Here is a 24208-nt window from a genome sequence, read left to right on the forward strand (position 1 = left end):
ACCATCGGGTCCCCCGGTGGACAAGGATCGCCCGCGAGCGATTGGCGCCAAGAGGCTGGCGCCGATTACGGCTCGTTCCGCGTCGGTTGCCAAAGGGCGCGGGGACCGCATGCCGGGCGAGTCCGCCGGGAGCCCATCCGACTTAGGGCCGTGAGGCGATGGCATGAGCGAGAGGGCTTACGACGAGGGGGACAATCTTGGAAGCCGCCCATTCTTCGGCGCGTTCGGAAAGCTCGCGATGGGCATCCAAGAGAGCATCGGCGCGGTCGAATCCCCAGTATCGCCGGAGTGTCAGAAACACCGACAGCGGCTGGGCCTCGAATTGCTGGGTCCGAACTTCGTATGTGGACGTCCGGCTCTTTACCTCGAGGTAGAGTTGTGTGTCGCAACTTTCTGTCAGGGATACCCCAAGAAACGGCTGAGAGTCGATGGCGTGGAGAACGCCTTCCTGATTGAGCAGGCCTGAAAGGGGGCCGTCGGCGAAGAGCGTGTCGGCCACCAGTTGATCGTGGTTGCCGCGATACTCCAGATCAAACCCGAAGACGACCTCCAGGTGGTCGTAATCGAGTTCGCCGAGGGTCAGGTGGTAAGGAGCCATTTTCAGCACCACCTGCCCGAAGCGCATCGCCTCTTCGAGGGAAGGGGGGTTGTAATGTCCGAGGCGCAGGGCGGAGCTTTCCAGCCGCAGCCAGCGCCGCGAGCCGTCCTCCGTCTCGTCTTCTTCCAGAAGGATGCTGCCGTCATCGCGACGGCGCAGCTTTCGCAGCGTCGGGAATTCCCGCTTCACGCTGTCGAAGAAATGAAGGACCGTCTCCCGCTCCAGGCCCAGATCGAGCTTGAGAAATAACCGGGTGGCCGTGTGAAAGTCGTCGCAGTGCGCGTCAAACTCCATGCTCATCGCTTGTCCTCCCCGCGCCGCATCCGGGATCGTCCCTTCCCTGATTATGCGCGGGCCGTTCGCGGCGATCAAATATCTTCAGGCCGGCCCATTTCAGCGTCAACTTTTTTTGCCCCGTCGGACGCTCTTTCTTATCCGGAGCTGCCGCCTCGATTTGCCCCCTCGGCTTGACGCCACGCATCGACCGAGTGAAAATGTCCGACTCAGCAATTCCTTTTTTCACTCCGCCCCGAGGAGGCGACATGCCCAAACGCAATCTCGCATGGATTCTCGTCATTGCGATGATCACCCTCCTGATGTGGCAATTGCCGCAGACGATCGCCGGTCGCGACGCCGTGTACAAGGCCTTCGGTCCGCTTGCCGACGTTCGGGCCCAGATCCGCAAGCGTTACGTGGATGAGGTCGATGACGCCGAGATGACGGGCGCGGCCGTTCGCGCCGGAATCCACGCCATGGTGGAGGGGTTGAACGATCCCTACGCGGTTTATTTCAATCAGGCGGAATACGAGCGGTTCAAGAGACGGGCCGATGGCCTCTTCGGCGGGATCGGGGTGGATGTCTGGGCCGCACCGGAAGGCCTGGAGATCATCAACCGCGCGCCCAAGTCGCCGGCCTCGGAAGCGGACCTGCGGCCGGGAGACGTCATTACCCACATTGACGGCATCGCTGCAAAAAGGCTCTCCATCGTCGATGCGGTCAACAACCATCTGAACGGCCCGCCGGGCTCCGACATCACGCTCATTGTGATTCGACCGGGCGAATCGACCCCGCAGGCGTCGAGGGAGATCACGTTGCAGCGGGCCACCATCGACCTTGATCCCGTACGCGGTTGGTCGCGAGACCGCACCGGCGACTGGCGGTTCATGTTGGATACGGAGAACCATATTGGATACCTCCGCTTGACGAAATTCACCCATGACGTGGCCCAGCAAATGGACGCGCGCATGGAGCGGCTCCTGCGCGGAAACCTCCGCGGGCTCATCCTGGACCTCCGCGAAAACACCGGCGGGCTTCTGGACAGCGCCCGCGACGTGGCCGATCGATTCCTGGAAAGCGGGCTGATCGTCCGCGTGGCCGGCCGCAAGGTGGACGAGAAATCCTGGTTCGCGATGCGCGACGGCACCTACCCGCCGTTTCCCATGGCGGTGTTGATCAACGGCTCGTCGGCCAGCGCCGCCGAAATCGTCGCCGGGGCCCTGCGCGATCATCAGCGCGCGGCCGTCGTGGGCGAGCGCTCGTACGGGAAGGGGAGCGTGCAGGAAGTCGTGGAACTGGACCAGAAAAACGGCGCGATCAAGCTCACGACGGCCTATTATTATCTGCCGAGCGGCCAGTGCATCCATCGAACGGCGAACAGCACGGCGACGGATCGGTGGGGCGTCGAACCGACGCTGCCGATCTCGCTCACCCCGCAGGAACGAGAGAAATGGCTCTCCAAATGGCGCCGCATCGGACGCGAGCCGGTTCCCGAATCGGCTCCGGCGGGAACCGATGATACGCTGGAGGACTTGGATCACCAGGCCGCGGCGAACTTTGTGGAAGGCGATCTTCAATTGCAGGGGGCGATGAAGTACTTACAGGATCACATGACTCCGAAACGGCCCGCGAATTCCGCTGCGCCGGCGAATTCGGCATCGGCAAGCTGACCGCGAGATGCTCAACCACCCATGACATGTCTACTGGGAATCGAAACGTCCTGCGATGAGACGTCCGTCGCGGTCGTGGAGGACGGCCGTAACGTCCGTTGCAACCTGATCGCCACGCAGTTTGATCTGCACGCGAAATACGGCGGCGTCGTTCCGGAGATCGCCTCGCGGGCCCACCTGCAAACGCTGGACCTGATGGTGGAGGAGGCCTTGCGCCAGGCATCGTGCAGTCCCGGCGATATGGATGCGATTGCCGTGACCTATGCGCCGGGCCTGATCGGTTCCCTGCTCGTCGGAGTGACCGCCGCAAAGACGCTGGCCTGGTGCTGGAATAAGCCCCTGGTCGGCGTTAACCACATTCACGCGCACGCCACGAGTGCGGCCATCGACCTTGATCACGATCCCTGGCCCGCGGTCGCCCTCGTCGTCTCGGGCGGACATACGTCGCTCTATCGGGTCCGTGATTACGACGACATCACGCTCCTCGGCGCGACCATTGACGACGCGGCCGGCGAGGCCTTTGACAAGGTCGCCATGATTCTGAACCTCGGCTTTCCCGGCGGCCCCATCGTCGATCGACGCGCCAGGGCGGGCGATCCCGAGGCGGTCAAGCTGCCGCGCACCCTCCTGAAACCCGGTTCGCTCGATTTCTCATTCAGCGGCCTGAAGACGGCGGTCCTTTATCACGTGCATGGGCCGGGTCAAACGAGCGGCGGGTTGGAGCGATTGGGCGAGCAGCAGGTGAACGACCTCTGCGCATCATTCTCCGCGGCCGTCGTAGATGTCCTGATGGAAAAGACGCTGATGGCCGTACAGCAGACCGGCGTTCGAACGGTTGTCGTCGGTGGGGGAGTGGCGGCGAACTCCATGCTCCGCGAACGGCTGGGCGATCGCTGCGCCGCCGAGGGGTTATCGCTTCATCTCACGCCGATGAAATACTGCACCGACAACGCCGCGATGATTGCGGCGCTCGGTCACCATCGTCTCCAGCGTGGACTGACCGATGATCTCTTGCTCTCTGCACGCGCCAATGTCGGAACTGCGTGAGTCGTCATTTATTCGTGGACATAGTTTCCGACGAGCGAACAGCCTCTATCAGTGCGGAGCGCATCGGCTGGGCGCCGCCCCCGTGGCCGGCCGCCTCCACGAAAACCAGTCGAGATCCCGGAATGGCCTTGTGTAGCTCGTACGCAATTCGCGGCGCGCAGATTACATCGTAACGCCCGTGGACGATGACCGTCGGGATGCCGGCCAACTTGCCCGCGTCGCGCAGGAGTTGGCTTTCCTCCAGAAAGCATTGATTCGCCATGTAGTGGTTTTCAATCAGCGAAAAACTGGCCGGGTCCCAACTTTCGAGTGATTCCTGGACTTCTTCGTCGCTGACCTCGAGGGCGCCCACTTTGGTTTCGTACTCGGCCCAGGCCCGAATGATCTTCTTACGAAGCGCCTCGTCCTTCCCCGTCATCATCTCCAAGAGCTGCCGGGGATAGTCGAGCCGTTTCGGATTCGGCAGAACCGCTTGAAGCCTTTCATACACCTCGGGAAAGTAAACTCCGACCGGCCCATGATAGAAATGGTCGATTTCTCGCTTTGCCCCGGTAAAAATGCCCCGGATCACCAGCGATGACACATTCTTCGGATATTTTTCCGCATACGCCAGGGCCAGCGTGGAGCCCCACGACCCCCCGAAGAGATGAATCTTTTCCAGCCTGAGAAGCCTGCGCAGCTTCTCGATGTCTTCCACCAGGCTGGGGGTGTCGTTCTCTTTCAACTCGCAGTACGGCTTACTCTTGCCCGCTCCGCGCTGGTCATACGTGACAATGTGATACTTTTTGGGGTCGTGGAAACGCCGCAGTTCCGGATAGCTGCCGCCTCCCGGCCCGCCGTGCAGCATGAACACCGGCAAACCCGATGGGTTTCCCGATTCTTCGTAGTAGATCTCGTGAAGGTCGCTGACCTTCAGGTACCCGGTCAGGTAGGGTTCAATTTCCGGGTAGTAGTCGTTCAGCGGCTTGCCGTCTCCCGGCCCTGCGCTGATTGCGGTGCTCTCTGCGAGAAAAAAGACGATGGTGAACGCGACGATTCTGCGCATAATTCCGGGCTCCAGGCTGTTTCCGCTTTGGCCACAACGCCGCTGTCGAGAGCCGTAGCGTAAAGAATCTCCGCCCGGGCGAAAAGCGAGCTGCTCCGTGATGCAAAACCCCGATCTTTGGCCAATCAGTACCAGGCCTGTACGTACCTAACGAAATACCCTGACATGCACATCCACCGACCCTTAAAATGCAGTGTCGATCGACTCAGACAATCGGCCGTCACTCTCACCTTGGCTGGGGTCGTCGCTACGTGTTCGAGAGAAGGCCCTTTTGTTGAGATGAAAACATGAGCACTCCGGAAATCGATATCCGTCCTGCCACCAGGAGCGACGTGCCGCTCATCTTCTCTTTCATCCGCGAGTTGGCAGAATACGAACGCCTTTCCCAGGATGTCGTCTCGTCGGAGGAGCGCGTCGCGCAAACGCTTTTCGGCCCCAAACCGGCGGCCGAGGCCCTAATCGCCACCGTGGACCAACAACCCGCCGGCTTTGCCGTCTATTTCCAGAATTATTCGACGTTCGCGGGCCGGCCGGGGATTTACCTGGAAGACCTCTTCGTTCGTCCCGCTCTTCGTGGAAAAGGCATCGGCCGTCGCCTTTTGGCCCGGCTGGCTACCATCGCGCGGGACCGGGGATGCGCACGCTTGGAATGGGTGGTCTTGGATTGGAACGAGCCGGCGATTCGATTCTACGAGACCCTCGGCGCCAAGCCGCTGGACGGGTGGCGCGTGTTCAGCCTGTCCGGAAAAGCAATGGACGATTTGGCGGGTTAGTTCCAACGGCGGCCATCGCGTCGCGCGATCCGGTCAATTGGTGAGTCGACCTTTCGGGGATACGAACTGCCCGGGACAGGGATCGAACCTGCACTCCGTATAACCGGAACTAGGCCCTCAACCTAGCGCGTCTGCCAATTCCGCCACCCGGGCTGGGGGGATCCTGAGGGCAGGATGAAGCGTAGCCGTTGAGTCTCCGTGCGTCAACGAATCGTTCGTAGGCACACGATTCGCCATCGACCCAATCGACGTCGGGCGGATTGCTGATAGGTGAGTCGTTGGACCAAGTTGATGGGCGAGGCGGGACTCGAACCCGCACGTCCTTACGGACAAGGGATTTTAAATCCCCAGCGTCTGCCATTCCGCCACACGCCCGACCGGACCGACCCCTTCCTGCAGTGGAAAACGCCGGCCCTGCCGGATTATACTTAATGTCTCGTCCGTTTCTAACCGGTAGGGAAAGAGGTCGCACCTCCGATAATCGGCCTGGGAGTCCCCGATGCGCGTCCCGTTAAAGCGCCGCCTTTGCGGCCCGGTATTGGTGGTCGCCTTTGCCGCCTTCGGGCCGTGGTGCGCGCGGGCGACGGCGCAATCGACGGGCCCGGATGTGATCGTCAGCAAGCTGGCGGGCAACGATGACGCCAGCGACATACTGCGCCGCTCATCGACCGGCGGAATCTCCGCCTACTCCATGGGCACGCAGTCCTGCAACGTCGGCAGTCTGCCGGTGAACTGGTATTCCACCAGCGCGTTGCACCCCGTCATCTCGCAAAACATGTTCCGGCTGAAGGACGGCCGCTTCGAGCAAATCGGCCAGGCCTGGCTCAAACACGGCTTTCTTGCTGAAGACGAGCCGTTCTGCGGTGACTGTATTCCGACGGAAGGAAGCGATACGCTCGGCGTCGGCTGCTCCGATACCTATATTGCGTTTCTCAACGGCAACCAAACGCTTCTGGGCCCGAAGTCGCAGGTCAACGCCTCGCGCGGCACGTTTCCCTACCCCTTTACGGCGCCCAGCGCGCCGCCCGGCATTGGTCGTCGGCTTCAGGTCCATGACAGCGACCTCGAAGCGGCCCTGAATCCCGGGGCGCGCTACTTCGTCGAGGGCCACTATGTCGCGTCCGACGACGCCCTTTTCAACAACGCCTGGAACAACGCCTCGTGGCGTGAGATTACCTTCACGCCGACCTTTCCCTTCGAGCCCTCGGCGATCGGCCCGACCTATCAGATGGAGCCGGGAATCATGGCGTGGGTGGCGGACGATCCGACCGTCCAGTTCGCGCAAATCTTTGTCACGGACGATGGAGGCCCCGGCTACCTGGGCTTCTTCTGGGTCGCCGGGCAGGCCACGTTCCTCGGCGGGTGCACCTGGCACTACGAGTACGCCGTGCAGAACCTCAACTCCTTCCAATCCGGCGGGACCTTTTCGGTGGACCTCCCCGAGGGAGTGACCGTCACGAACATCGGGTTTCACGACGTGGACTATCACAGCGGCGAGCCGTATAGCGGAGCGGACTGGCCCGCGACGGTCTCGTCGAATTCGATTTCCTGGGCCACGCAGCCCTTTGCGGACAACATCAACGCCAACGCCCTGCGCTGGGCGACGCTGTACAATTTCCGCTTCGACGCGGACGCGCCGCCGACGTGCTACGGCAACGTCTCGCTGGGTCTGTTTCGCACGCCGAGCCGGACGCTGAACACGCTGATGATCGGTCCCGGAGCCGGAACCGGGTGTTTCAAGGATGGGGATATCGATAAGGACTGTGACATCGACGGCGACGACTTCGGGCTCTTTCTCGCGGCGTTTGGATATTGTCAGGAGGCATTTGAATACTCCGCCGGGGCGGACATGGAAGACAACGGGTGCGTGGACCTGGTGGACTATCAATTCTGGTTGACGCGTTATCGCGAGTTCATCGGCGATCCACTGGCTCCGCCGCCGGAACTCGGCCTCCCGCCACTCCTGGGTGATATGAACGGCGACGCGCAGATTAATCTCTTCGACGTCCCGGACTTCGTCGACGTACTGCTGGGTCTCGATACCGAAGACCGGCGCATCCTTGCCGCCGACATGGATGAAAACGGCCTGCCCGACGGCCGCGATGTCCGGTTGTTTTGCACCGCACTACTTTCCGGAAATTGAAACCAGCGCGCGAGGGGCGCCGGGTGATTCGTGGCCGGCGCCAATTTGCGATCGGCCGGGGAATGGGCTAGTCGGCCTCTTGCATCGGAATCGCCCCGCGCAATCGACGGGTCGTCGCATCATCGAGCGATCAACGGTGCCGGACCCGGCCTAGTATCGATAGTGCTCCGACTTGTAAGGCCCGTCCACGGGGATGCCGAGGTAGTCGGCCTGCTTGGGCGTCAGCTTCGTCAACTTTGCGCCGAGCTTGTCCAGGTGCAGCCGGGCGACGCGCTCGTCGAGGTGTTTGGGCAGCGTGTAGACCTTCTTCTCGTAGTTCGCGTGGTTCTGCCAGAGCTCGATCTGGGCGATAACCTGGTTCGAGAAGCTGTTGCTCATCACGAAGCTGGGGTGGCCCGTCGCGCAGCCGAGGTTTAGGAGCCGGCCCTCCGCGAGGACGATGATCGAGTGACCGTCAGGCTTGCCGGCGGTGGGGGGGAAGACCCATTCATCGACCTGCGGTTTGATGTTGATTCGCTTCACGCCGGGGAACTTTTTGAGGCCGGCCATGTCGATCTCGTTGTCGAAGTGGCCGATGTTGCCGACGATGGCGTTGTGCTTCATCCGCTTCATGTGATCGACGGTGAGGATGTTGAAGTTGCCCGTGGCGGTCACGAAGAGGTCGGCGGTCTCGACGACGTCTTCGAGGGTGAGGACCTGGTAGCCCTCCATCGCGGCCTGCAGGGCGCAGATGGGATCGATCTCGGTGACGATGACGCGGCAGCCCTGACCGCGAAGGCTCTGGGCACAGCCCTTGCCCACGTCGCCGTAGCCGCAGACGACCGCGACCTTGCCGGCGAGCATGATGTCGGTGGCCCGCATGATGCCGTCCACGAGCGAATGGCGACAGCCGTAGAGGTTGTCGAACTTGCTCTTGGTGACGGAGTCGTTCACGTTGATGGCGGCGAAGAGAAGGGTGCCGGCTTCTTTCATCTGATAGAGCCGATGCACACCGGTCGTCGTCTCTTCGGAGACGCCGACGATCTCCTTGGCGATCTTGACCCACTTCTGCGAGTCACGCTTCTGTTCGACGGTGAGCAGCTTGAGAATGATCTGCATCTCCTCCACGTCGGTCGAGTCGGGGGAGGGGACCTTGCCGGACTTGTTGTATTCGACGCCCTTGTGGACCAGCAGCGTCGCGTCGCCGCCGTCGTCGACGATGAGCGTCGGGCCACGGCCGTCCGGCCAGACCAGCGCCTGAAGCGTACACCACCAGTATTCCTCAAGCGTCTCGCCCTTCCAGGCAAAGACGGGGATGCCGGCCTTGGCGATGGCCGCGGCGGCGTGGTCCTGGGTGCTGAAGATGTTGCAGCTCGCCCAGCGGACGTCCGCGCCGAGTTCGACGAGTGTCTCGATGAGGACGGCCGTCTGGATGGTCATGTGCAGCGAGCCGGTGATGCGGGCTCCCGCGAGCGGTATCTTGCCCGCGTATTGTTCGCGGATGGCCATGAGACCGGGCATTTCATGCTCGGCCAGTTCGATCTCCTTGCGACCGAACGCCGCGAGATTCATGTCCGCTACTTTGAAATCTTCCGTCATCGTCGCTGTCGCCATTTCATAGTCTCCGTGGTAGGGCGTGCTTCGCACGCCATTCGTATCATCGGCGGGTAGAACCCGCCCTACATGCCGTCAAAACAAACAGACCGGGCGAGTCGATCGCGCCGGATTTGGCTTGGACCATGCGCAGGTCGTGATGACGGACATCGCCGAACCCGACTGCCGCGACCTGTCTGGCCAAATCGCCGCGCTCGAAGCCCCACCAGCGGTCCTGCATCATTTCGTAGAAGGCCTGGTTCTCGTGGGCCCGTTGTTCGATCACCAGAATGCGGCCGCCGGGTTTCACGACGCGGTGCATCTCCGCCAGGGCCCGCCCCGGCTCGGGGACGTGGTGCAGGACCAGGCAGGCGATGGTCAAGTCGCAAGTGTGGTCCTCGATCGGCAGGCGATCCAGGTCGCCCGCGTGGAAGTCGATGTTGGTCGCGCCGCACTCGGCCCCGCGCTGCCTGGCGCATTCGAGCATCGTCGCCGCCGGTTCGACGGCGATGACGCGGTCAAAATTGTCCGCCAGAATGGGCAGCAGAAAACCGGTGCCGGTGCCGATGTCGGCGACCGTCCACTCGCGCGGCAGAAGGGCGGCGAACGCCTCGGTCGCGAAGGCCTCGCCGAAGGCGGCCTCGCGGAGCTCGTCCCAGCGCTTGCCGATGCGCTGAAAGAAACCGGCGGCACCGTCATCGCGGCGACGAAGGACGCGTTGGAGCCGCGTGACAAGCGGCTGGGGCAGGGGACGACGGGCGAGCCAGCGGTGGATCGCCCCGCGCAGGTCATCGACGTCGTCAAGCGGCGCGGCCGTGTAATAAGTGGTAACCCCCTCGCGGCGGTCGCGAACGAGGTCCGCCGCGCGGAGGACTTTGAGATGCCGCGAGATGGTAGATTGAGGAAGTCGCAACACCGTGATCAGTTCGGTCACGCTCAATTCCTCGGAGAGGAGGATCTGAACCAGCCGCTGGCGCGTGGGCTCGGCCAACGCGCGGAACAGCTCCGGTTGAGCAGCGGCGGGGGTAAACGATGTTGCATCCATATATCCGGATTGAAGGATATATAGCCCGGTGTGCGATGTCAAGCGCGGAATGGGCCATGTGCCCTCCGTGGCTTTCCCGTGGCTGATAGAGGGGCTATTTAGCGGATTTCTGGAGGTAAACGATGGTCTCGATCGCGGGCGTCAGCAGGGGGCTTTGCTCGCGTTTCTCCGCCGCCTCCTTGAGCAAATCGTAGGCCAGGGCCCTTTCCGTTGCGGATTTCTCGGGGTCGCTGGCGTGGATGGCCGCAAGGAGCAGGTGAACCGCGGCCTTGCCCACCTGGACCTGCCAAAGGTAGTTTTTGCCGCTGATTGACGTGTTGTCGGCCTTGTAACTGGCCTTGCCGATCAGCGCGGCCGCCAAGTCATACGATTTAAGGGCGTCGGCGGCCTCATTGGCGGCGTCGGTCTGCAGCTTATCCATCTCGCTGACATTCGCCGTTGCCTCGCCACCGGTTGCGGCGGCGAGCCATCCCGTGATCTTGGCTTGTTCGCGAAGGGCTTGGATTTTTTCGCTGCGCAGCAGGGCCATCGAGTAGGCACACTCCGCCGCCAGACAGTGCATCGAAGCCTCCGTGTCGACGTCCTGGCTCACGCGCTGGAGGCGCTCGTCGACGTTGCCGCCCGCGCTCGCGGACTGACGAGCCTCGTTGGTCACGTCCTTGGCGGCTTTCACGGCATCCTTCGCCGCACGCGCCGCTTCTTTCAAGGACTTGATCGCATCTTCCGCCGCCTTGTCCGCCTTTTCTTCATGTGCGGCCGCCTGAGCCAGGACTTCCTGGACTTGAGAGGACTGGCCGTCGATCTGCTGAACGATCTCGCCGCGCCGGCGCTTCAACGATTGCTCCAATTCGGCAACGCTCGCGCGCTGCGACTCCAGCTCCTTCTGCATGTTCTTGAGGGCGGATTCCTGACCCTTGAGTTGCTCCAGACGAAACGTCAGGGTATCCAAGCCGGCATCCGGGGCCCCGCCTTCGTAGACCGGCGGCGTCGGATCGGCGGTAAAGGTCTCCACGGGCTTCGCGCCGCGCAGCGTACCCGTGCGCAGGGCGGTCGCTTCGGATTCGGCCTTGCGGGCCTCCGCGGACAGCTCCAGATAGCGGGACGAATAGTCGCCAAACGCCATGCGCTGCGTACCGAGTTCGGCCAGGCCCTGGCGGGCTTCGGCGGAGCTGCGCTCCAGTTCGGCGACCTGCTCCTGTCGGGCGGCGACGATGCCGCCGAGCTGTTGAATTACGCCTCTCAACGCGGCAAGCCCGGTCTGCGTTCCCTGCAGCCGTTGGTCGATCGCCGCGAGTCGCTCTGCCGGCATCTGGGCGTCGATTGCCTCGACCTGACGCTTGAGTTGCAGCAGGGCGGGGACGCGCTCCTGGGCCGTGCGTCGGAACGCCGTCGCCCGCAATCGCTCGAACTCCGCCCCGTTGGCTTGAATCCGGCCCTTCGCCAGAAAGAAGATGCCCTTGATGCGATTGACGCCCAGGTGATTGGCAGAGGATGCGGTGCCGCGAGTGACGGATCGGAGCTGGCTCAGTCTCGACTCCGCCTCGCGCAGCAGCTTTTCCCCGGACTTCAGGTACTTGTTCTTGAAGTCGGTGACGGTCCGGTCGACCTTCAGTTTTCGGCGCTCGATCGTCTCGGTTCCGAGGACGGTCGTGCCGCGCTCGCGGTCGTGCTCCTGGACGCGCTGAAGCATTTCAATCGATTGATTGAGATCTCGGATCAACGACTTCTTAAAGACGGGATCGTCGTCAGGAAATCCCGGTGGGGTGCGATAGCCCTCGTCGGCGGGCTCCTCGGCGGGCGGTCCCACGGACGCGGTCATGCTCACGTAGGCGGCAAGGTCTTCATCGAGGTTGAGGACGGCGCGGCGCACCGCCTCCACGTCCTCGCGCACCGCGTCGTCGAGGGCCTGCGCATCCGACCGGAGTGTCCCCATGTAGAAAGGAGTCGCCACCAATGCGCCCACGATGACGAGCGCGACGACGAAACCGACGATCCCGGCGGGTTTGTTCGCCACGAGAATTTGACCTCACGGTTCCGAGTTTCGGGCCAGCAGGCTTCGCGTTCGACGAAGCTGGTTCCCCAATGGCCAGGCATGCAGCCAACACGTTGTGAATGCTATATTTATCACGTTTGTGGCGTAAAGTCAATGGGAGAGTGCGCCACTCGCGAAGGGCCGGCATTTTTTGGGGCGTGACGGGTCCGATAGACAGCGGTTACCGGGAAGAAAGTCCCTTGCCCGTGGGAGCCTCGATGTATTTCAAGGCGTCGCGCAAGGCCTGCGGCGACCAACTGATGACCACGTATCGATCCGTGACTTTAAGCGCCGGACCGAGAATGCCCGCCTGGAGGTACCAGATGCCATCGTCGTCCCGTTTGACTTTGACCCTGACCAGCACCGTCTGATTCCGCTCGGCGCGATCGTCAAGATACTGGCTCCAGGCGCCCAGCAGGGCGTCGGTTGCCATCCGCACGGCCCGTTGGTTCTTGATTTCGATGGCGACCGTCAGGGCGAAGGGGATGTCCAGCGGGTGGGGGGGGTAATCAAAGATGACGATGGTCTGGCCAAGGTGCTCGATGAGGTTGCCGCCGATATCGATTCCGGTTTCCTGCTCAAGGGTCCGCCAGGCGCGTTTCCACTTGCGCAAGTTGCCCTCGGATTGGGCCGCGATCCAGGCGCGGGGCAGATTGTCCACGAGCCAGCGCGTGGGGGCGTTGATGATGGCGATGTGCCGTGCGGTGTCCGGGACAATACGCCGATGGTGGGGGGGGTAACTCGCCGGTTCGCTGTAGGTGCGAATGAAGTCCTCGCCGTCGCGGTGGTAACAGCGATACCACGTGAGCGCCCGACCCTCCTGGCCGATCGTCCAGAGATCGTGGGTCATGTTGGAGGCCTGCAAGGCATCGGCGACGCGCGCGACGCGGCCTTGCGCCGCATCGCCAAGCCCCTCGCGAAGCCGAGAGAGAGCAAAGAACCCGTGGACCAGGGCCTTGTCGCCGTGCGTCTTGGCCAGCGCGCTGCGAAACCAGGCATCGTCGGCCAGCCGCTGCACTTGACCCGCATGGGTCTTCGCCACTTTCATAAACGCGCCTTCGCCAAAGCTCAGGACGTAAAACTCGTCCAGGCGACCCCATTCCCAAATAGCCCAGCCGGGAAGGCGTTCGTCGACGAGACGCTGGTAGGAATAGCCGGCTTCTTTTTGCGTCGTGAGCTGCGCCACTCCCTGATTGGTATAGCGGCCGATGACGCGATCGAGTTGTTGAAGGACGGCGGACGATTGTTCGCCGGTGCGAAAGATGACGGCGGTTTGTAGACTTTTGAGTCGCAGGCTGGGGCCGAGTTCCGCAGGGGCGCTCGCGGTCAGATCTTTGCGCTCCACGACACGACTCGACACTTCCAGGAGAACGACGGCATGTTCGAATTGACCGAAAAGGGGCAACGCGCCGGCGATGTCGGCGAAGACCTGTCCTTCATTGGGAATGAGTCCAGCAGCGTTCAGCGCGGCGGCGATCGACGCGATGGAAAAGGTCGGCTGACCGTCAGGGCGCGAGGTGGGGAGCAGTCGTTTGTAGGGCTTGGCGGCATAGACAATAAGGCTGTCGGCAGGGACGAGGTCCATGAGGGGCCGGGCCGCCAACGTTGCGGGGGCGCTCAGCAACGTCACCAGCAGGCATAAAAGTCTATTGGGCACGCATTTGCCTCGTTTCAATCAGCCGCCGAATCTCGACGGAATATGAAAAGGAGTATAAGGGCGAACTCACTCGGCAGCAGGTTGCCACGCGGGCAAAATTACCGGCTTATTTCAATTTGCGGATCTCGTCCAGAACCGTCGCAGGATAGGGGCGATCCTGGATCCGGCGGGGGAGGTGGCGCCAGGCAATCGACCCACCGCGCGCGATCAACAGGTGCGCGGGGATGGCGATGTCCTCGTGGTGTGGGCCGCCGCCCTTGTGCACGAGGCCGTAGGCGGTGATGACCTTGCGATCAACGTCGGCGAGGATCGAGAACGGCAGTTTCTTCTGCTCGACGACTCTGGCGGAATCTTCTGGCTTGTCCACAGAGACGGCGATGAGCCGCCCGCCGCGGCGCTGCATCTCATCCGAAACTCCGCGGAGCCCCACGAGCTCCGAGACGCACAAGGTTCACCAGAAGCCGCGATAGAAGACGAGAAGGACAGGACCGGTGGAGTAGGCGTCGCTGAGTTTGACGGGCTGGCCCGTGTGATCCGGAAGCGAGAAGTCGGGCGGCGAAGTCAGAGCGGCGAAACTCGGGGACTCCGGTACGGCGCCCAGACCAAAGAAACCATAGATGCCGAATACCAAAAAGAGCGTCTCGATGATGGCGAGAATCCGGATGCGCCATCGTGGGTCCTGGAGTGCTGCAACCCAGCCGAGCAGCGTGCCCGCGATCAGCAATCCGAAACCTGCGAGGCCGGTCGAGCGAAGGAAGGGTTGATCCAGCAGGGCCATGTAAGCGAAGGGGGCGGCGAGGCACAAGACAACCCCTAACACGGCCAGCCATGTTCGCCGGGGAGGGCGCGCAGTAAATGGGGTTGTTTCGTTTGGAAGCGTGGCCATATTCGGTTTCACTTTTTACAGAATAACAGAATAACCGATAAACATCGGGGAGGCATCGTACACGGGAGACCATGATATGCCGAGTCTGCGCAAGAAGTCGAGGGCCACGACAGGAGGGCCGGTAGGCGGCACAATGCCGCGCAATGCTCGCGTCCTCAATACGGCGATCAGGCGGAAATCCGTCCGGCAAAGCAAGAGCCGCGGACGGGTCGGGGCAGAGTCGACCGCACGAACACTCTTTCCGGAGTTCGACCGGACGGGCCATCGATTCGGTCTAGGCATCTTGCTGGCCGTTCTGGAGCGTGAGGGATCGGAGGCTGAAATTGGATTCGCGCGGGTGGGGCGGTTTCATCCCACGCCGGGACGGCGACCCAAGGCGGCGATATTCGGCGCCGTGGATGCGGGACACGTCGCCCGGATGCTGGCCGGTCTGGCCCATCCGGATCGGATCCGCATCCTTCGGGCGATTCTGCAGGGTTCGGCGACGCATTTCGCCCTGCACAAGGCTGTCGGCCTGAAGACCGGGCCGCTGTATCACCATTTGCGGGCTTTGGAACGGGCCGGCGTCCTTACGATGGCGACGAGAAATGCATACGAATTGACGAAGCGGGGACGGGTCGCGCTACTGGTCACGCACACCTTAGGGGCGGTCTTCGGAGGAAACGGCCGGAGCTGGACTACTCGACGGATGAATTGGGACCGCAGTTGAGGAGGACAACGTCCTGGATGGCAGATGCAACGAGGAATTAAACGTCCCATAATGACTGTTATGTTGCGTTCGATGGGGGAGCCGCGCATACAAACACGGATTAAGAACCTCATCGACCGGCCGCTCCCAAGGCCGTCCGCAGGTCGATCGAATCCCATAATGTGAATTGACGATTCGTTGCGTTGTAACTGTAAATGTTCATCCGTTGTGCGGCGGCATCCGTGACATAGATCAATTCCTCGGTGTCACTGAACTGGCCGGTCACCATGACATAATCCCCGCCGCGATCGAGCTGGCCGAGGGCCAGGGCCTCATTGCGTCCGCCCATCGTCGAGAAAACCACGCCGACGAACAGGATTGTTGCGGTCACGGTCAGGATTCCAATAGCCAGGTTGCGGTTGTCGTTCATGGCATTCTCCACTTCTTCGGCCGGCACGGGGGCCGGCCGCCACGGGCCTAGCGGGCGCCGCGAAACTCCTTGTTCAGATCGCGCCAGCCGGAATGAAAGATCCGGCGGTTGATTTGATCGCGGTTGGGTATGAAGACGTGAATCCGTCTCTGGGCCAGGTCGATGACGTACAGGCCGTCGAGTGCATCGCGGATCTCACCGGCGACCATCAGGTAATTTTGTCCGAGCGGCGCGGCTTGGGCATAGGCCGCGGGCGGTCGCGACGCGGAGAGAATCAACGTTGCCGCCAGGAGCAGGTTGAGCCCCACGAGCAGGACAATGACCGCACGTTTCGTCATGATGGCACCCTATTCACTTCCCGCCCGTTTGGTGGGCTTGAAACCGACGGCCAGCGCCGCCAGGAGGAACCCCCCCGCCAGGACGTATTCCACAATGGGCCTCTTTTCCGGGAGCAACTGGATGTTGCCGTCCTTTACGGACGGGTCGTTGATCTGCGCCCCCGCCACCGTCGTTGCGGCCGCCAGAAGCGCGGCCGACAAGACCAGTCGCCGCGCCAGTAATCGGAATCGGTATTTCATGCTATCCTGCCTATCGGATTGTACGCCGCCCTTGCGACCGTGCAATTGCTAAAGATGCAGTCGTGGGCGGTTGATTTCCCTCAGCAAGGGGCCGCCGGCCATACCGTCTCCAGCGAACGGCTCAGCTTCAGAAACTCGTCTCGGGGAATGCAGACGGTATCCCAGCTCTGCGAAAGCCGCTTGTAGTGTTTGGAATACTCCCCCACTGGGGCGAGCCAGAATCGATAGCGCCTACCCGAGAATCGCAGCACGTCATCATCGTCGAAGAGCGGAGGCGGCAGACCGTCCGGCTCGGCCAGCCAGTAGGCGAAGACAAAGACCGCCTCGTAGCCGTCGCCAAACAGCTCCTGCCAGGTGAGCAGGCCATCGACATCGGATCGCGTCACCCAGTTTTTCTGGCGGCAGTCGCCACTGTCGGTGCGCTGCGGAAACTTCCGCCCTTTGACATCGACAAGGCAGGCCGGTCCCGCGGCGGGATAGACGACATAGTCAAACGCCTTGGCCCCGGTCCGTCCCTTGACCATGTGCCGCACGTCCTCGACGGACACATACGGCGTCCCCCGGCGATCGAGGTAGGCCTCGAAGGCCAATTCATAATGACTGCGGCGGACCTTCATTTGGCCGGCCCAAGGAATCGAATCGGCTCCGCGCACAATTCCTTTAAGGATACTTCGCGCTCGCCCCCCCCCGCCATGTTTTTTATTTTGACGACCTGTCGAACGCGCGTGTCTTCGCCGACGATCACGACGAATTGCGCGCCGAGCTTGTCGGCCAGCTTCATCTGTTTGCCAAAGGCCTGCGGCGCGTAGGAAAACTCCGTAGTGACACCTCCTCGCCGAAGATCCGCGACAATTCGATATACGTGCGGGCGCATGCCGTCGATGGCGTCCGCGACAAACGCGAGCCCCCCCCGCCGCACCGCCCCGAGCAGTCCCTTCTCTTCCAGGATCAGCGACAACACCACGTCGCCCATGCCGAAGCCGACCGCCGGCTCTTTGGACTTGCCCAGCTTGCCCAACAGGTCGTCATAGCGCCCCCCGCCGCAGATCGCCCGCTCTTTTTCCGAACGATCGTAAAACTCGAAGACCGGCCCGGTGTAGTACGCCAGGCCGCGGACGACGCGAAGATCAATCTTACAGAATTCTGTAATTCCAAAATTATCGAGAATGGTCATCAGCCGGCCGGTCTCGGCCACGGCTTCATCCAGCGCGGCGGTTCGCTCGCCGAGGCGTACTGCGACGGATTCCAGTTCAGCGAGGCCTTTGGCTGCCATCAACTCCGAAAGGGCTGCGGCCGAGAGATTCGTAGCAAACGCCCCATCCCAACGCCGGGCGAATTCGGCAGCATCGAGTTTGCCGGCTTTGTCCATCAAGGCGAAGGCCTGGTCGTGACGATCAGGGGCAATCCCCCCCGCCGCCAATAGTGCGGACATGAGCCGCCGATTGCTGATGTGCACCGCAAAATCCGCGGCGGTCAGGCCAAGTTCGCGCAGCGCTTCGACGCCGACCAGGATGCACTCGGCGTCGGCCAGCGGATCGGCGGTCCCGATCACGTCGATATTCCACTGGTAGAACTCTCGGAGTCTCCCCCGCTGGACGTTCTCGCCCCGAAAGAGCGTCGGGATACTGAACCACTTGATTGGCTTGGGCAACGCGCTCACCTTCGCCGCCACCATCCGCGCCAGCGTCGGCGTCATCTCCGGCCGCAGGGCCAGCTCGCGTCCCCCGCTGTCGGTCAGGCGATAGAGCTGACCGACCAATTCCTCGCCGCTCTTTTCCCGGTAGAGGTCGAGGTATTCGAGCGTCGGACCCTCATACTCCTCGAAGCCGTGACGGATCGAGACGCGCCGCCAGACGTCAAAGATATGCCGGATCGGCGCGAGCAGCTCCGGGTACAGATCGCGCGTTCCCTTGACACCTTGAATCTTCATGCGGCGAATCCCGAGTGGACGGAGCCGATTCTAGAAATGCCCTCCCGATGCGTCAAAGGTTGATGCACGCCGTTATACTCGCCACATGCGCGTCATCGCCGGAGAGTTTCGCAGACGATCGTTGGAGGCCCCGCCGGGTTGCGGCACCCGGCCCATCCTCGATCGCGTCAAAGTCGCCCTGTTCGACTGGCTCGGTGCGCGGCTGGCGCAGCCGGGGCATCTGCCCCCCTTGGCCGTCCTCGACATCTTCAGCGGCGGAGGAAGTCTGGGCATTGAGGCCTTGTCGCGGGGTGCGGCGACCTGCGTCTTTGTCGAGTCCGACCAGGCGGCGCTTCGCTGTCTCCAATCAAACCTGGAAAAACTCGGGTTGGTCAAGCGAACCCGTGTATGGCCGGAGCCCGCCGAGCGGGCCGAGCCTCGACCGCTCGCCGCCGAGGCCTTTGGGCTGATCTTTCTCGATCCCCCCTACCGGCTCAGCGAGGATGTGGCGCCGAATTCCATCATGGGCCGATTGCTCGGAAAACTCGGCGCGAGCGTGCCGGTCGCGCCCGACGCGCTGGCTTATTGGCGGCACGACGCGGCCCTCGCCTTGCCTCCGGAGCTGCCCGGTGGCTGGGCTTCGATGGACCGTCGCGTCTGGGGTACGATGGCGATTACGTTGCTGGCCCGTACAGCGACAATGTAAAACCGCCAGGAACGCCCAAATGCCTTTCCGAACGCACTTCAAGTCGCCCTGTTTTTTTTCCATCCTGTGCACTCTGTTCGCCGTGGGATGTGCCGCGCCCGAAGAAAGTGTCCGACCGGGCGTGAATCAGGAATACCAGGAGACGCCGCTGCCGACGTGGGTGGAACGATTCGAGTCCGAGAGCCGCGAAATCTATCGGGAGCGCGAACGAATCGCCCGGGCGGCGGGGATTCAGGAAGGCATGCACGTTGCGGACGTCGGCGCGGGAACGGGCATCTTCGTCGAAATATTCGCAAAGGCCGTCGGTGCGACGGGACGCGTCTATGCGGGCGACATCAAGACCGAATTCGTGGAGAGGATCGAGAAGGAGGCGCGGTCTCGCGGCCTTGACAACGTCACGACCGTCCTGGGGGCCGAGCGCTCGGCGAATCTTCCCGCCGGGTCAATTGACCTGGCCTTCGTCTGCGACACGTATCACCATTTTGAATACCCCCGAAGCATGCTGGCATCGATCCGCCGCGCGCTGAAACCGGGCGGAACGCTCGTCATCGTTGATTTTGAGCGTATCCCCGGAAAGAGCCGAGCGTGGGTCCTGGACCACGTCCGCGCCGGCAAGGAGGAGGTCATCAAGGAGATCGAGGCGGCGGGATTCGACCTCGTCGACCAGCCCGCGACGCCGTTCCTCACGGAAAATTACCTGCTTCGATTTCGCAAGAAAGGCCGCTAATCGATCGCGCCGGAATGAAGAAACGCCTCGACAACCCCCGACCGGCCACCACCCCGCACGCCGCGGCGATAAGCGTCGTGCGTCATTTGCAGGCCGCCGGCCATGTCGCGCTGTTCGCCGGCGGCTGCGTCCGCGACATGGTGATGAAGAAGCAACCGAGCGATTACGATGTGGCGACGAGCGCGGAGCCGCGTGAGGTTGTCCGCCTCTTTCGCCGCACACAACAGGTCGGGGCCAAGTTTGGCGTGGTGCTCGTGCGGATCGGCCGCCATGCGATCGAAGTCGCCACTTTTCGACGGGACGTGAACTACCAGGATGGTCGGCATCCCACAGCCGTGCAGTTCACCGACGCCCGCGAGGACGCGATCCGCCGGGACTTCACCATCAACGGGATGTTCTACGACCCCATCAAGCGGGAGGTCGTGGATTACGTCGAGGGGCGCGCGGACCTCAAGAAAAAAGTCGTCCGCGCGATCGGCGACCCGGCACAGCGCTTTGCAGAGGACCACCTGCGGCTGCTCCGCGCGATCCGCTTTGCCGGCAGGCTGGATTTCGAGATTGACCCGGCGACATGGGCGGCCATCCGCGCGAATGCCCCGAAGATCATCGACATCAGTCCGGAACGAATCCGCGAGGAACTCGACGCGATGCTCAGCCATCCCAGTCGGGCCCGCGCTTTTCGGCTCATCGTGGAAAGTGGACTCCTGCCGCATCTCTGGCCGCGGGCCAAAGACATCGCGGCCAGTACGTTGATGTCGCGCGACATCCTCGCCGCGCTCCCCGCCGAGGCATCGTTCGATCTCGCCCTGACGGCGATCCTGCACACGCTGCGTCCCTTCGAGGCCGGGGAGGTCTGCGACAATCTGCGGTGCAGCAACCAGACCAAGCGGACCGTCAGTTGGCTGCTCGCCCATCTGACCGACCTCGACGAACCGAAAAGGGTCACGCTTGCCGACCTCAAGCTGCTCATGGCCGATCCAGCCTTTCCGGACCTGCTGCGGCTCCTGGCGGCGCGGCTCGAAGCCGCTGGCCTCCCCCCCACCGCGTACAAAAAGATTTCCACGAGGGCGAAGCGCATCCCCCCCACCGCCGTGGCCCCCCCACCGCTCGTCTCGGGGACCGATCTCATGCGGCTTGGTCAAAAGCCGGGGCCTCTTTATAAGAAGGTCCTCGATCGTGTGTACTACGCCCAGCTCAACGGTGATGTGAAGAAAAAGTCTGAGGCGATGGCCCTGGCGCGACGGGTCGTGGACGAGGTGAAGTCAAAATGAAGCGAATTGTGCCAGGCGTCGCTGTATTGATTGGGTGGATGGCGTTGACCGGCTGCGCGCCTCCCGGCGACCCCATGATCCACAAGATCGTGAGCGATATCTCCGAGGAGAACATCCGGCAGAGCGTGGAAAAGCTGGCTTCGTTCGGCACGCGGCACACGCTCAGCGACGTAACGAGCGCGGCGCGCGGCATTGGAGCCGCCCGGTACTGGATCAAGGCGGAATTCGATCGTTATGCGGCGGACAGCGGCGGCCGGCTCGTGGTCGAGACGCAGTCTTTCATCGCCCCGCCGGACGGCAAGCGGGTGAATCGCGATGTCGAGATCGTCAATATCGTCGCCACGCTGCCCGGCAAGGACTCCGACTCACGCGATCGCATTTACCTGGTCAGCGGCCACTACGACTCGATTTGCAGCGACGTCATGGACTCTGCCAGCGACGCCCCGGGGGCCAACGACGACGCCAGCGGTGTGGCCGCGGTCCTGGAGTTGGCCCGCGTGATGTCGAAGCATGAGTTCGATGCGACGCTGGTCTTCGCCGCGGTTGCGGGCGAGGAGCAGCGGTTGATCGGCTCGGACTACATGGCCAAAGAGTTTCGAAAGCGTGATGTAAACATCGCCGGGATGTTCACCAACGACATCATCGGCAACACGGTGGGCGGCAACGGGGTGCTCGATCGCACGCATGTCCGCGTCTTCTCCGAGGGCGTGCCGATCACGGAAAGCACCGAGGAACAGAAAAAGGAGCGGATGGACACGGGCAATGAGAACGACTCACCCGCGAGGCAGCTCGCTCGCTATATCGATACGATCGCCGGCGAATACGTGCCGGGTTTAGACGTGGTGATGATCTACCGGCGGGATCGATTCCTGCGAGGCGGGGATCACAAGTCGTTCTCCGAACAGGGCTATCCCGCAGTGCGCTTCACCGAGATGAACGAGGACTACCGCCGCCAGCACCAGAATGTCCGCGTCGAAGGCGGCGTGCAGTACGGCGACCTGCCGCAGTTTGTCGATTATGGCTACGTCGCGCAGGTCGCCCGCGTGAACGCGGCGGCCCTGGTGAGCCTGGCCCTGGCCCCGGCCCCGCCGGCGAATCTGCGTGTATTGACCGAGAAGTTGGAAAATACGACGAGGCTGGAATGGGACGTCGGCAAAGAGCATGACCTGGAGGGCTACGAAGTCGTTTGGCGCGAGACGACCGCCCCGCAGTGGCAGCACACTATGGACGTCGGGCCCTCCACTGGTTGCACGCATCCGCTGTCCAAGGACAACTACATCTTCGGCGTCCGCAGCGTGGACAAGACGGGTCTCCGGAGCGTCGTGGCCTATCCGCGGCCGTGGAAGCCGGAGTAAGGCAGGTTCCACCCGCCGCGAACACCAGCAGATTGCGAAATCGAGCGAGTGCGGGTAGAGCCCGCCCTACTTTTCAGCACGAAGCTCCGCTCGAACTTTCATCAGAATCTTCCCGAGATGATTCTCCCCCTGACCGTCGCAGACGCCCCAGAAACGATCGCCCCAGGTGTTTCCTTCGATCAGTTCGGCGTCGCCGGTCGCCAGAAGTTTCTCGCGCAGGTCGGCGTGGTGCGTGAACTTGTAGCGCACGCAATCCTCCATGACACCGATCTTGACCTGCTCCCAGTCGGGTCGTAGCCGCAGCGCCCTCCCCGCCCGCTTGGCATCGCCGGGCTCCACGATTGCCGCAATCCGCCGCCGCTCGGCCATGTCCAAGGTTTTGGCCGCTTGATAGGCGTGCTCGACGCTGGAGAAGGTAATGTTCTCATACTCGACGACCGCGGGCCAGAAGTTGGAGAGGAAGCGGTACTCACCAAAAAACGAGCTAATCGGCGCGGGACTAGACTGAGCGCCCGATTGGGGATCTGGCTGAGAACAGCTCGAAACCGAGATTAAGGCCGCGATCGCAAGCCACCGCGCGGCATTCATTGTCCAGCCCACTTTCGTAGCCGTTGGTGTGCATCCTCGAGCGTCTCAATCTTCTTGCAAAACGCAAACCGCACCTGCCGGTGGCCGAGGCTGGCCGGGTTGTAGAAGCTGCTGCCGGGGACGGTCGCGACGCCGGCGTCCTTGACGAGCCGCAGGGCGAAGGCGGTGTCGTCCTCGCCGGGGCGGGCGAACCGATCGATATTCACCATGATGTAGTACGCCCCCTCGGGATAGAAGCCCTCGAAGCCAATCTCCTTCAGGGCTGACCACATCACACTCCGCCGTTCCGCATACTCGGCGGCAAGCTGTTCATAAAAACTTCGCGGCAACCGCAGCGCCGCCGCGCCGGCGACCTGCAACGGGTGCGGCGCGCCGACCGTCAGGAAATCGTGCACCTTGCGGATTGCCGCCGTGATCTCCTTGGACGCGATCGCCCACGCGACCCGCCAGCCGGTCATGCTGTAAGTCTTGGAGAGGCCGCTGATGGTCACCGTTCGCTCGGCCATTCCGGGCAGCGTAGCCAGCGAGACGTGCGGTCGCCCGTCGTAGAGGATGTGCTCGTAGATCTCGTCGGTGAAAGCCAGCACGTCGTGCTTTATGCACAGGTCGGCGATGAACTGCAGATCCGCGCGGGTATAGACTTTGCCGGTCGGGTTGTTCGGCGTGTTGACAATGATGCCGCGGGTTCTTGAGTTGAAGGCGGCGGCGAGTTCGTTTTGGTCGAATCGAAAGCCTGGACGTCCGCCGGGGACGGCGGACGCTACAGGATGCAGTGTCACATAGCGCGGCACTGCCCCGCAGAGGATCGTGTCGGCCCCGTAGTTCTCGTAGAACGGCGACGTGACGATCACCTCGTCGCCGGGATCAATCGTCGCCAGGAGCGACGCGATCATCGCCTCCGTCGTCCCGCAGCAGATCGTGACCTGCGTGTTCGGATCAATCTCCATCCCCTGGAACCAGCGGACCTTCTCGGCCAGGGCCTCCACCATCTGCGGAGCACCCCACGTCCGCGCGTATTGATTGAACCCGTCGCGAATCGCCTTGATCGCGGCCTCCTGCAACTCCGGCGGCGTCGGAAAGTCGGGGAATCCCTGGGCGAGGTTGACGCCGTGATGCGCGAGGCAGACCTGCGTCATCTTGCGGATGACGGATTCCTCGAACAAAGCGGCCTTTTTCGAGATGTAACGGCGAATCCCTTCCCGGTCAGCCATG

General features: G+C 62.6%; 24 protein-coding genes and 2 tRNA genes. 9 read left to right on the forward strand and 17 right to left on the reverse strand.

The features are described from left to right. Positions 1 to 142 precede the first annotated feature (142 nt). Complete coding sequence (locus tag VJZ71_19375) at positions 143 to 898, reverse strand: hypothetical protein (protein HKQ50245.1); 756 nt, start codon at positions 896 to 898, stop codon at positions 143 to 145. A gap of 242 nt (positions 899 to 1140) precedes the next feature. Here VJZ71_19375 and VJZ71_19380 point away from each other — a divergent pair, with 242 nt between their 5' ends. Both VJZ71_19380 and tsaD read left to right on the forward strand, forming a co-directional pair. Then, on the forward strand, positions 1141 to 2544 hold the full coding sequence (locus VJZ71_19380; GenBank protein HKQ50246.1) for a S41 family peptidase: 1404 nt from the start codon (positions 1141 to 1143) through the stop codon (positions 2542 to 2544). A 21-nt stretch (positions 2545 to 2565) separates the two neighbouring features. Then, entirely contained in the window at positions 2566 to 3591 is a 1026-nt protein-coding gene (gene tsaD / locus VJZ71_19385) for a tRNA (adenosine(37)-N6)-threonylcarbamoyltransferase complex transferase subunit TsaD (protein HKQ50247.1), read from the forward strand. Between the two features lie 4 nt (positions 3592 to 3595). Here tsaD and pip read toward each other — a convergent pair whose 3' ends face one another. Beyond that, positions 3596 to 4636, reverse strand: a complete 1041-nt coding sequence (pip, locus tag VJZ71_19390; protein ID HKQ50248.1) for a prolyl aminopeptidase — start codon at positions 4634 to 4636, stop codon at positions 3596 to 3598. A gap of 287 nt (positions 4637 to 4923) precedes the next feature. On the opposite strand from pip, the gene VJZ71_19395 reads away from it, so the two are divergent. Then, positions 4924 to 5409 (forward strand): GNAT family N-acetyltransferase, encoded by a 486-nt coding sequence (locus tag VJZ71_19395; GenBank protein ID HKQ50249.1) that lies wholly within the window; start codon positions 4924 to 4926, stop codon positions 5407 to 5409. Positions 5410 to 5476: 67 nt separating this feature from the next. Here the strand turns inward: VJZ71_19395 and VJZ71_19400 are convergent. Together VJZ71_19400 and VJZ71_19405 are read right to left on the reverse strand one after the other, a co-directional pair. After that, a tRNA-Leu gene (locus tag VJZ71_19400) sits at positions 5477 to 5562 on the reverse strand. A 139-nt stretch (positions 5563 to 5701) separates the two neighbouring features. Continuing rightward, positions 5702 to 5784 (reverse strand) — tRNA-Leu (locus VJZ71_19405). A gap of 124 nt (positions 5785 to 5908) precedes the next feature. On the opposite strand from VJZ71_19405, the gene VJZ71_19410 reads away from it, so the two are divergent. Then, positions 5909 to 7552 carry a hypothetical protein gene (locus VJZ71_19410; protein HKQ50250.1) on the forward strand — a complete coding sequence of 548 codons (1644 nt, stop codon included), beginning with the start codon at positions 5909 to 5911 and terminating at the stop codon, positions 7550 to 7552. A 150-nt stretch (positions 7553 to 7702) separates the two neighbouring features. Here VJZ71_19410 and ahcY read toward each other — a convergent pair whose 3' ends face one another. From ahcY to VJZ71_19440, 6 genes are all read right to left on the reverse strand, one after another. Next, on the reverse strand, positions 7703 to 9130 hold the full coding sequence (gene ahcY / locus VJZ71_19415) for an adenosylhomocysteinase (GenBank protein HKQ50251.1): 1428 nt from the start codon (positions 9128 to 9130) through the stop codon (positions 7703 to 7705). A 58-nt stretch (positions 9131 to 9188) separates the two neighbouring features. Continuing rightward, on the reverse strand, positions 9189 to 10169 hold the full coding sequence (locus VJZ71_19420; GenBank protein ID HKQ50252.1) for a metalloregulator ArsR/SmtB family transcription factor: 981 nt from the start codon (positions 10167 to 10169) through the stop codon (positions 9189 to 9191). Positions 10170 to 10263: 94 nt separating this feature from the next. Next, positions 10264 to 12183 (reverse strand): hypothetical protein, encoded by a 1920-nt coding sequence (locus tag VJZ71_19425; GenBank protein ID HKQ50253.1) that lies wholly within the window; start codon positions 12181 to 12183, stop codon positions 10264 to 10266. Positions 12184 to 12382: 199 nt separating this feature from the next. Further along, a complete protein-coding gene (locus VJZ71_19430) occupies positions 12383 to 13858 on the reverse strand; it encodes a hypothetical protein (GenBank protein HKQ50254.1) in 1476 nt (491 codons plus the stop codon). Positions 13859 to 13964: 106 nt separating this feature from the next. Beyond that, entirely contained in the window at positions 13965 to 14306 is a 342-nt protein-coding gene (locus tag VJZ71_19435; GenBank protein HKQ50255.1) for a redoxin domain-containing protein, read from the reverse strand. A 3-nt stretch (positions 14307 to 14309) separates the two neighbouring features. Next, entirely contained in the window at positions 14310 to 14744 is a 435-nt protein-coding gene (locus VJZ71_19440) for a hypothetical protein (GenBank protein HKQ50256.1), read from the reverse strand. A 76-nt stretch (positions 14745 to 14820) separates the two neighbouring features. Between VJZ71_19440 and VJZ71_19445 the strand changes: the two genes are divergently transcribed. Beyond that, the gene (locus tag VJZ71_19445) at positions 14821 to 15453 is read left to right on the forward strand and encodes a winged helix-turn-helix domain-containing protein (protein ID HKQ50257.1); all 633 of its coding nucleotides are present in this window, start codon (positions 14821 to 14823) and stop codon (positions 15451 to 15453) included. 109 nt (positions 15454 to 15562) lie between these two features. Here the strand turns inward: VJZ71_19445 and VJZ71_19450 are convergent, their stop codons facing one another. From VJZ71_19450 to hisS, 5 genes are all read right to left on the reverse strand, one after another. Next, a complete protein-coding gene (locus tag VJZ71_19450; GenBank protein ID HKQ50258.1) occupies positions 15563 to 15862 on the reverse strand; it encodes a hypothetical protein in 300 nt (99 codons plus the stop codon). Between the two features lie 47 nt (positions 15863 to 15909). Next, positions 15910 to 16200, reverse strand: coding sequence for a hypothetical protein (locus tag VJZ71_19455; protein HKQ50259.1), 291 nt, complete (start codon positions 16198 to 16200; stop codon positions 15910 to 15912). Between the two features lie 9 nt (positions 16201 to 16209). Beyond that, entirely contained in the window at positions 16210 to 16440 is a 231-nt protein-coding gene (locus VJZ71_19460) for a hypothetical protein (protein ID HKQ50260.1), read from the reverse strand. An 80-nt stretch (positions 16441 to 16520) separates the two neighbouring features. After that, on the reverse strand, positions 16521 to 17057 hold the full coding sequence (locus tag VJZ71_19465) for an HYExAFE family protein (GenBank protein HKQ50261.1): 537 nt from the start codon (positions 17055 to 17057) through the stop codon (positions 16521 to 16523). Further along, entirely contained in the window at positions 17054 to 18370 is a 1317-nt protein-coding gene (gene hisS, locus VJZ71_19470) for a histidine--tRNA ligase (protein HKQ50262.1), read from the reverse strand. The genes VJZ71_19465 and hisS overlap by 4 nt, the downstream gene beginning before the upstream one ends. Before the next feature lie 85 nt (positions 18371 to 18455). Here hisS and rsmD point away from each other — a divergent pair, with 85 nt between their 5' ends. Genes rsmD through VJZ71_19490 form a run of 4 tightly spaced genes read left to right on the forward strand, consistent with a single transcriptional unit; the run spans position 18456 to position 22408 of the window. After that, positions 18456 to 19055 (forward strand): 16S rRNA (guanine(966)-N(2))-methyltransferase RsmD, encoded by a 600-nt coding sequence (gene rsmD, locus VJZ71_19475; protein HKQ50263.1) that lies wholly within the window; start codon positions 18456 to 18458, stop codon positions 19053 to 19055. Positions 19056 to 19074: 19 nt separating this feature from the next. Further along, positions 19075 to 19782 carry a methyltransferase domain-containing protein gene (locus tag VJZ71_19480; GenBank protein HKQ50264.1) on the forward strand — a complete coding sequence of 236 codons (708 nt, stop codon included), beginning with the start codon at positions 19075 to 19077 and terminating at the stop codon, positions 19780 to 19782. A gap of 14 nt (positions 19783 to 19796) precedes the next feature. Then, on the forward strand, positions 19797 to 21053 hold the full coding sequence (locus VJZ71_19485) for a CCA tRNA nucleotidyltransferase (GenBank protein HKQ50265.1): 1257 nt from the start codon (positions 19797 to 19799) through the stop codon (positions 21051 to 21053). Further along, positions 21050 to 22408, forward strand: a complete 1359-nt coding sequence (locus tag VJZ71_19490) for a M20/M25/M40 family metallo-hydrolase (GenBank protein HKQ50266.1) — start codon at positions 21050 to 21052, stop codon at positions 22406 to 22408. Before VJZ71_19485 ends, VJZ71_19490 begins: the two co-directional genes overlap by 4 nt. A 66-nt stretch (positions 22409 to 22474) precedes the next feature. Here VJZ71_19490 and VJZ71_19495 read toward each other — a convergent pair whose 3' ends face one another. Beyond that, complete coding sequence (locus VJZ71_19495) at positions 22475 to 22996, reverse strand: NADAR family protein (protein HKQ50267.1); 522 nt, start codon at positions 22994 to 22996, stop codon at positions 22475 to 22477. Next, positions 22993 to 24207, reverse strand: a complete 1215-nt coding sequence (locus tag VJZ71_19500) for an aminotransferase class I/II-fold pyridoxal phosphate-dependent enzyme (GenBank protein HKQ50268.1) — start codon at positions 24205 to 24207, stop codon at positions 22993 to 22995. Before VJZ71_19500 ends, VJZ71_19495 begins: the two co-directional genes overlap by 4 nt. Position 24208: the final 1 nt, after the last annotated feature.

It is taken from the genome of Phycisphaerae bacterium, from assembly GCA_035275405.1.
In the GTDB taxonomy this organism is placed as follows: domain Bacteria; phylum Planctomycetota; class Phycisphaerae; order UBA1845; family UTPLA1; genus DATEMU01.

What these genes read in the sequence shown, in the direction of transcription:
- VJZ71_19375 (HKQ50245.1), bottom strand. Translation starts at nt 898, where the DNA reads ATGAGCATGGAGTTTGACGCGCACTGCGACGACTTTCACACGGCCACC.
- VJZ71_19380 (HKQ50246.1), top strand. Translation starts at nt 1,141, where the DNA reads ATGCCCAAACGCAATCTCGCATGGATTCTCGTCATTGCGATGATCACC.
- tsaD (HKQ50247.1), top strand. Translation starts at nt 2,566, where the DNA reads ATGACATGTCTACTGGGAATCGAAACGTCCTGCGATGAGACGTCCGTC.
- pip (HKQ50248.1), bottom strand. Translation starts at nt 4,636, where the DNA reads ATGCGCAGAATCGTCGCGTTCACCATCGTCTTTTTTCTCGCAGAGAGC.
- VJZ71_19395 (HKQ50249.1), top strand. Translation starts at nt 4,924, where the DNA reads ATGAGCACTCCGGAAATCGATATCCGTCCTGCCACCAGGAGCGACGTG.
- VJZ71_19410 (HKQ50250.1), top strand. Translation starts at nt 5,909, where the DNA reads ATGCGCGTCCCGTTAAAGCGCCGCCTTTGCGGCCCGGTATTGGTGGTC.
- ahcY (HKQ50251.1), bottom strand. Translation starts at nt 9,130, where the DNA reads ATGACGGAAGATTTCAAAGTAGCGGACATGAATCTCGCGGCGTTCGGT.
- VJZ71_19420 (HKQ50252.1), bottom strand. Translation starts at nt 10,169, where the DNA reads ATGGATGCAACATCGTTTACCCCCGCCGCTGCTCAACCGGAGCTGTTC.
- VJZ71_19440 (HKQ50256.1), bottom strand. Translation starts at nt 14,744, where the DNA reads ATGGCCACGCTTCCAAACGAAACAACCCCATTTACTGCGCGCCCTCCC.
- VJZ71_19445 (HKQ50257.1), top strand. Translation starts at nt 14,821, where the DNA reads ATGCCGAGTCTGCGCAAGAAGTCGAGGGCCACGACAGGAGGGCCGGTA.
- VJZ71_19450 (HKQ50258.1), bottom strand. Translation starts at nt 15,862, where the DNA reads ATGAACGACAACCGCAACCTGGCTATTGGAATCCTGACCGTGACCGCA.
- VJZ71_19455 (HKQ50259.1), bottom strand. Translation starts at nt 16,200, where the DNA reads ATGACGAAACGTGCGGTCATTGTCCTGCTCGTGGGGCTCAACCTGCTC.
- VJZ71_19460 (HKQ50260.1), bottom strand. Translation starts at nt 16,440, where the DNA reads ATGAAATACCGATTCCGATTACTGGCGCGGCGACTGGTCTTGTCGGCC.
- VJZ71_19465 (HKQ50261.1), bottom strand. Translation starts at nt 17,057, where the DNA reads ATGAAGGTCCGCCGCAGTCATTATGAATTGGCCTTCGAGGCCTACCTC.
- hisS (HKQ50262.1), bottom strand. Translation starts at nt 18,370, where the DNA reads ATGAAGATTCAAGGTGTCAAGGGAACGCGCGATCTGTACCCGGAGCTG.
- rsmD (HKQ50263.1), top strand. Translation starts at nt 18,456, where the DNA reads ATGCGCGTCATCGCCGGAGAGTTTCGCAGACGATCGTTGGAGGCCCCG.
- VJZ71_19480 (HKQ50264.1), top strand. Translation starts at nt 19,075, where the DNA reads ATGCCTTTCCGAACGCACTTCAAGTCGCCCTGTTTTTTTTCCATCCTG.
- VJZ71_19485 (HKQ50265.1), top strand. Translation starts at nt 19,797, where the DNA reads ATGAAGAAACGCCTCGACAACCCCCGACCGGCCACCACCCCGCACGCC.
- VJZ71_19490 (HKQ50266.1), top strand. Translation starts at nt 21,050, where the DNA reads ATGAAGCGAATTGTGCCAGGCGTCGCTGTATTGATTGGGTGGATGGCG.
- VJZ71_19495 (HKQ50267.1), bottom strand. Translation starts at nt 22,996, where the DNA reads ATGAATGCCGCGCGGTGGCTTGCGATCGCGGCCTTAATCTCGGTTTCG.
- VJZ71_19500 (HKQ50268.1), bottom strand. Translation starts at nt 24,207, where the DNA reads ATGGCTGACCGGGAAGGGATTCGCCGTTACATCTCGAAAAAGGCCGCT.